6 protein-coding genes are annotated in these 4,930 nt (G+C 68.9%); 2 read left to right on the forward strand and 4 right to left on the reverse strand.

Annotated elements, in window-relative coordinates; translation table 11 throughout:
* The first annotated feature begins 2 nt into the window (after nt 1-2).
* On the forward strand, nt 3-2,117 hold the full coding sequence (locus AC1DOC_RS18985; protein WP_478130274.1) for a glycoside hydrolase family 3 N-terminal domain-containing protein: 2,115 nt from the start codon (nt 3-5) through the stop codon (nt 2,115-2,117).
* A 68-nt stretch (nt 2,118-2,185) separates the two neighbouring features.
* Here the strand turns inward: AC1DOC_RS18985 and AC1DOC_RS18990 are convergent, their stop codons facing one another.
* Together AC1DOC_RS18990 and AC1DOC_RS18995 are read right to left on the reverse strand one after the other, a co-directional pair.
* Nucleotides 2,186-2,512, reverse strand: coding sequence for a CcdB family protein (locus tag AC1DOC_RS18990; RefSeq protein ID WP_015865577.1), 327 nt, complete (start codon nt 2,510-2,512; stop codon nt 2,186-2,188).
* A gap of 4 nt (nt 2,513-2,516) precedes the next feature.
* The gene (locus tag AC1DOC_RS18995) at nt 2,517-2,780 is read right to left on the reverse strand and encodes a type II toxin-antitoxin system Phd/YefM family antitoxin (RefSeq protein WP_015865576.1); all 264 of its coding nucleotides are present in this window, start codon (nt 2,778-2,780) and stop codon (nt 2,517-2,519) included.
* Nucleotides 2,781-2,971: 191 nt separating this feature from the next.
* Here AC1DOC_RS18995 and AC1DOC_RS19000 point away from each other — a divergent pair, with 191 nt between their 5' ends.
* Nucleotides 2,972-3,307, forward strand: a complete 336-nt coding sequence (locus tag AC1DOC_RS19000) for a cupin domain-containing protein (protein ID WP_015865575.1) — start codon at nt 2,972-2,974, stop codon at nt 3,305-3,307.
* Nucleotide 3,308: 1 nt separating this feature from the next.
* On the opposite strand, the gene AC1DOC_RS19005 is transcribed toward AC1DOC_RS19000, so the two are convergent.
* Entirely contained in the window at nt 3,309-4,454 is a 1,146-nt protein-coding gene (locus AC1DOC_RS19005) for a mandelate racemase/muconate lactonizing enzyme family protein (RefSeq protein ID WP_015865574.1), read from the reverse strand.
* Nucleotides 4,451-4,930 (reverse strand): UTRA domain-containing protein (locus tag AC1DOC_RS19010; protein ID WP_478130275.1); only part of this gene is annotated, 480 nt, incomplete at its 5' end. The genes AC1DOC_RS19010 and AC1DOC_RS19005, both read right to left, overlap by 4 nt.

Consider the following 4,930-nt stretch of genomic DNA (forward strand, 5'->3'; position numbering starts at 1 on the left):
GGATGACGCTGGCCGAAAAGCTGGGTCAACTGACGATGACCGCCTCCAGCTACACGGTCACCGGACCGGTGCTCGCGGGGGACTCCACGCAGTCGATCATCGACGGCAGCGTCGGCAATCTGCTGAACATGGTCGGCGCCGGCCCCACGCACGAGATGCAGCGGCTGGCCATCGAGAAGTCGCGGCTTGGCATTCCGCTCTTGATCGGCCTGGACATCATCCACGGCCATCGCACGCTCTTTCCGATTCCGCTCGCGGAGGCCGGCAGCTTCGACGAAGACCTCTGGGAGCGCACCGCGCGCGAGGCCGCGCGCGAAGGCGCGGCCGAGGGCCTGGCAATGACCTTCGCGCCGATGCTCGACGTATCGCGCGATCCGCGCTGGGGCCGCACCGCGGAAGGCCCCGGCGAAGACCCCTGGCTGAACGCGCGCATCGCAGAGGCCAAGGTGCGCGGTTTCCAGGGCGCCGACCTGTCGTCGGCCGAATCGCTGGCCGCCTGCGCGAAGCATTTCGTCGCCTACGGCGCAGTCACCGCGGGCCGGGAGTACGCCGCGGTGGACATCTCCGAGCGCACCCTGCGCGAGGTGCATCTGCCGGGCTTCGAAGCAGCGGTGCGCGCCGGCGTCGCAACGCTGATGCCCGCGTTCACCGATCTCAACGGCGTGCCGATGACAGCGCACATCCCCTTGCTGCGCGACTGGCTGCGCGGCGAGATGGGCTGGGACGGCGTCATCGTCAGCGACTACAACGCGATCGCGGAGCTGATCAAGCACGGCGTCGCGGCCGATCTCGTCGATGCCGCGGTACTGGCGCTGAAGGCCGGCGTCGACATCGACATGATGGCCGACGCCTATCGCAAGGGCCTGCCGATCGCGCTCGAACAGGGCCGGGTGACGATCGACGAGATCGACGCAAGCGTGCGCCGCGTGCTGCGGCTCAAGGAGCAGCTCGGCCTGTTCGACGACCCCTACCGCCGCGGCGCAACGCCGGAACCCGCGGCAGCCGTTGCCGAACGGCACACGGTGGCGCGCGACGCCGCGTGCAAGGCCATCGTCCTGCTGAAGAACGAGCGGGACACGCTGCCCTTGCCTGTGGCACCGAAGGCACTGTGTGTCATCGGCCCGCTGGCCGATGCAAGCACCGAGATGAAAGGCCCGTGGTGGGGCGCCGGCGAACACGAGCCGGCCGTCAGCGTGCTGGCCGGCCTGCGCGCCGCGCTGCCGCAGACCGACATGCGCCATGCGCCCGGCGTCGCCATCGAGGGCGGCGACGACAGCGGCATCGAAGCCGCCACCCTGATGTGCGACGGCGCCGATGCGGTCGTGCTGTGCCTGGGCGAGCGCGCCACCATGAGCGGCGAGGCGGCGAGCCGTGCCACGCCCGCGCTTCCGGGCCGGCAACAGGCGCTGGCCGAAGCGGTGACGGCGCGCGCCCGCGCGCTCGGCATCCCGGTCGTCGCCATCTTGTTCTCGGGCCGCCCGCTCGTCGTGCCCTGGCTGGCTGAAAACGCCGATGCGCTGCTCGCTGCGTGGTTCCTCGGCGTCGAGGCCGGCCATGCGATTGCCGACGTGCTCACGGGCCGGGTGTCGCCCAGCGGCCGCACGCCGATGAGCTGGCCGCGCGTTCTTGGGCAGGTGCCGATCCATTTCGGCCAGCGTCCCACCGGCCGGCCGATGAATCCCGCCGACCACTTCACGAGCAAGTACCTGGACGTGGCCAACACGCCGCTGTATGACTTCGGCCATGGCCTGACCTATGGCCGGTTCGACTATGGCGAGCTCCAGGTCGAGCCGCGGCGCGTGCGCGAGGGCGACACGCTCAAGATCAACGTCAGCCTGCGCAACGTCGGCGCGCGCGAGGCCGAAGAGACGGTCTTCCTGTTCGTTCGCCACAAGCTGAGCCGCGTCACCCGTCCGCTGCTGGAGCTCAAGGGCTATGCAAAGCTGCGCTTGAAGCCGGGCGACGTTGGCTCGATGAATCTGGCGTTGCCGGCGGCCGCGTTGCGCTACCTCGGGCCGGACCTGCAGCCCGTGTTCGAGCCGGGCGAAGTCGAGGTCCTCGTCGGGCCGAGTGCCGAGCCATCAGGCTTGCTGCGACAGACCGTCGAGTTGTACTGAAACCCTGCGGATGTCGTCGCCGATGCCGGTCGCCAGTGACCGAAGCTCCTCGAACGCGCTTTGTTCTGCTATCCCCAGGCTCGGGTCATCAACTCGTCCATCGCATCAATGATCTGTTGCCCATGCTCCGCAAGAGAGTCGACCACGGCACCGAGTTGATCGGTTGCCACGGATACCACCTGCAATGGATTGAGGACGACTTCGACACCACCCACGCGGAAGATGGGATTCATCCGGGAGCCGGAAACCGATGAGCCAGGGGCGTGCTGGCGCAAGACCAAGGGAACAACCACTCTGCGGCGATAGGCATCGAATCGCGCAGACTGGATGACCACCACAAAGGGAATGCTTTCCTTTTGGCTCCCTTTGTTGCGATGAACGTCGAATTGCGCCACTGGTTCAGAGCGTCGAGTGCTCGTCCGCGAACGAACCGAACCTGGTGTCGAACTCATTCCAGGCCTGTGCGCTTGCCGTGGCCCAGTCGCGCGCAGATTTGCCTTGGCCGCTGCGTGCACGCGCCTCCTGAAACTCTTTCATCTCTTGAGGCGAGATCATGTAGGCCGCGGGGCGCCCGTGACGCGTGATGATGACTGGCTCGCGTTGCGCTGTGTCCAGGAGCTGCCCAAACTTGTTTTGTGCCTCGACAGAGGTGACGGTAATCATTGCCCGATCCTGCAAAGTAGCTAACATGGACAGTTTAGCGCGCCGCGTGCCGATGTCCAGTCCGAGCACCGAGTTCGCCGCGGGCTTCACGGTCGCGGTCGAGGCAACCAGTCTCCACGGCGAAATCGGCAGGCGCTGCGCCGGAGAACGGCCCTCTGGACAGCGCCCGCGCGCCTTGCCACACTGCCCGCATGGCACTCACGCACGCATCCTCTGGCCAGGTCGTGAACCTCGGCGCACTCGACGGGCAGGCGACCGAAACCTGCGCACTGCTGAAGGCCCGCGACATCGAGCTCATGTGGCTGGTGCTGCCGGCCGGCAAGCGGGTTCCGTCGCATGCGGTCTCGACCTCGATGACCTTGCAGTGCATGCGCGGCAAGGTCGAGGTGCAGCTGGACGGCGACGTGAAGCTGCTCGAGGCCGATCAGGTCATGTACCTGGCGGGCGGCGTGCCGCACGGCCTGCATGCGCTGGAAGATGCCAGGCTGCTGATGACCGTCGTGCTGCCGGCCAGCCGCACCGACTGAGTCAGCAGCCCGCCGCCGCCAGCTGCGCCACCGCGTTCAGGTCGGGCGCCACGCCGATGCCCGGCTGCTCGCCCAGGCTGCAGCGGCCTTCCGTCACGCGCGACAGCGCCGGCGCGAGCGCGGTGCGCAGCGGGTTGGGATTGGCGTCGATCTCGAGGATGCCGCCACCGCCGGCCGCGGCCAGCAGATGGGCCGAATGCAGCAGACCGATGCCGCCGCCGAGGTAGTGCGGACAGTAGCGCAGGCCCGCGGCCTGGCCGCGTGCGATGACGGGCCTGCAGCCCGAGATGCCGCCCCACTTGGCGCTGTCGGGCTGCAGCACCGAGAGCACGCCTTGCGCAATGGCGGCATCGAAGGCCGCCGGGCCCGCGATGTTCTCGCCGGCCGCGAGCGGAATGCCCGTGGCCTGCGACAGCTGCTGCCACTCGTGCCAGGGCCGGTCGGCGCGCAGCGGCTCTTCGAGCCACCCGAGGTTGAAGGCCTCCAGCTGCGGCGCCATGGCGCGGGCTTCGTCGAGGCTCCAGGCCTGGTTGGCGTCGGTCATGAGCGGCAGGCCGGGGCCCAGCACCTCGCGCATCGCGGCGAGGTTCGCCAGGTCGCGCTCGCGGCCGAAGCCGATCTTGAGCTTGAACGCGCGGTAGCCTTCGGCGAGCCGCGCCGCCGCCAGGTCCTGCGGCCGATCGGGATTGATGCCGCTGGCATAGACGCCCACGCCGTCGTGCGCGCCGCCCAGGTAGCGCCACAGCGGCTGGCCGGCGCGCCGTGCGCACAGGTCCCACAGCGCCAGGTCGATGCCCGCGATCACCTGCGCCATGGGGCCCGGCTCGCCCGACTGGATCGCGAGCACGGCGGTGCGCTGCGTCAGCCAGTCGAAGGCTTCGGCGGGGCCGTCGAAGGCGCGGCTCGCCAGCAGCGGCGCCATCACGGTGTCGACGAGCTTCGCGCGGTGCTCCGCGCCGCAGGAAGGAAAGTTGCACCAGACCTCGCCCCAGCCGGTGGCGCCGTCGCGGTCTTCCACGCGCACGAAGACGGCCGGCCGGTCATGCATGGTGCCGAAGGAGGTGCGCACGGGCGTGGCGATCGGGCAGCGGAACACGAAGGCCTCGATGCGCGCGACGTGGACAGGGGAGAGGGGCAGCGGCTTCATGGTTTCAGGTTCATTTCGACGCGGATGGCATCGCCGCGGTAGGTGACGTCGGCCAGGTAGATCACGGTGTCCTCCGCGTCCTTGAAGATGCGGCGCACCTCGGCCACGGGCGCGTTCATCGGCAGCTTCAGCAGCCCGGCCACTTCCATGTCGGCCGTGCCGATGGTCAGCACCTGGTGCGCCGCGGCGATCTTCACGCTCTTCATCGCGATCAGCAGCGGGATCACGGTCCTGGTGCGGAACTTCTCGGGCGCCTTGCGGAAGATGCGCTCGTCCAGGTAGATGTTGATGACGCAGTAGGCGCGGCCGTCGCGGAAGTGCACGCGGCGCATGAAGGCGTAGCGCGCGGCGGGCTGCCCTTCGCCCGGTGCGAGCGGCGGGGAGGTGGCCGCCTCGTCGATGTTCATGATCTTCGGCTGCGTGTCCTCGTAGACGCGCGCGAGCTCGTCCAGGCTGGTGACCACGCTGATGAAACG

The sequence above is a fragment of the Variovorax sp. 01T439_2 genome (assembly GCF_056398445.1).

Bases quoted from the DNA above. Each gene is read 5' to 3' on its own strand.
- AC1DOC_RS18985 (WP_478130274.1), top strand. From the start codon at position 3: ATGACGCTGGCCGAAAAGCTGGGTCAACTGACGATGACCGCCTCCAGC.
- AC1DOC_RS19005 (WP_015865574.1), bottom strand. From the start codon at position 4,454: ATGAAGCCGCTGCCCCTCTCCCCTGTCCACGTCGCGCGCATCGAGGCC.
- AC1DOC_RS19000 (WP_015865575.1), top strand. From the start codon at position 2,972: ATGGCACTCACGCACGCATCCTCTGGCCAGGTCGTGAACCTCGGCGCA.
- AC1DOC_RS18995 (WP_015865576.1), bottom strand. From the start codon at position 2,780: ATGATTACCGTCACCTCTGTCGAGGCACAAAACAAGTTTGGGCAGCTC.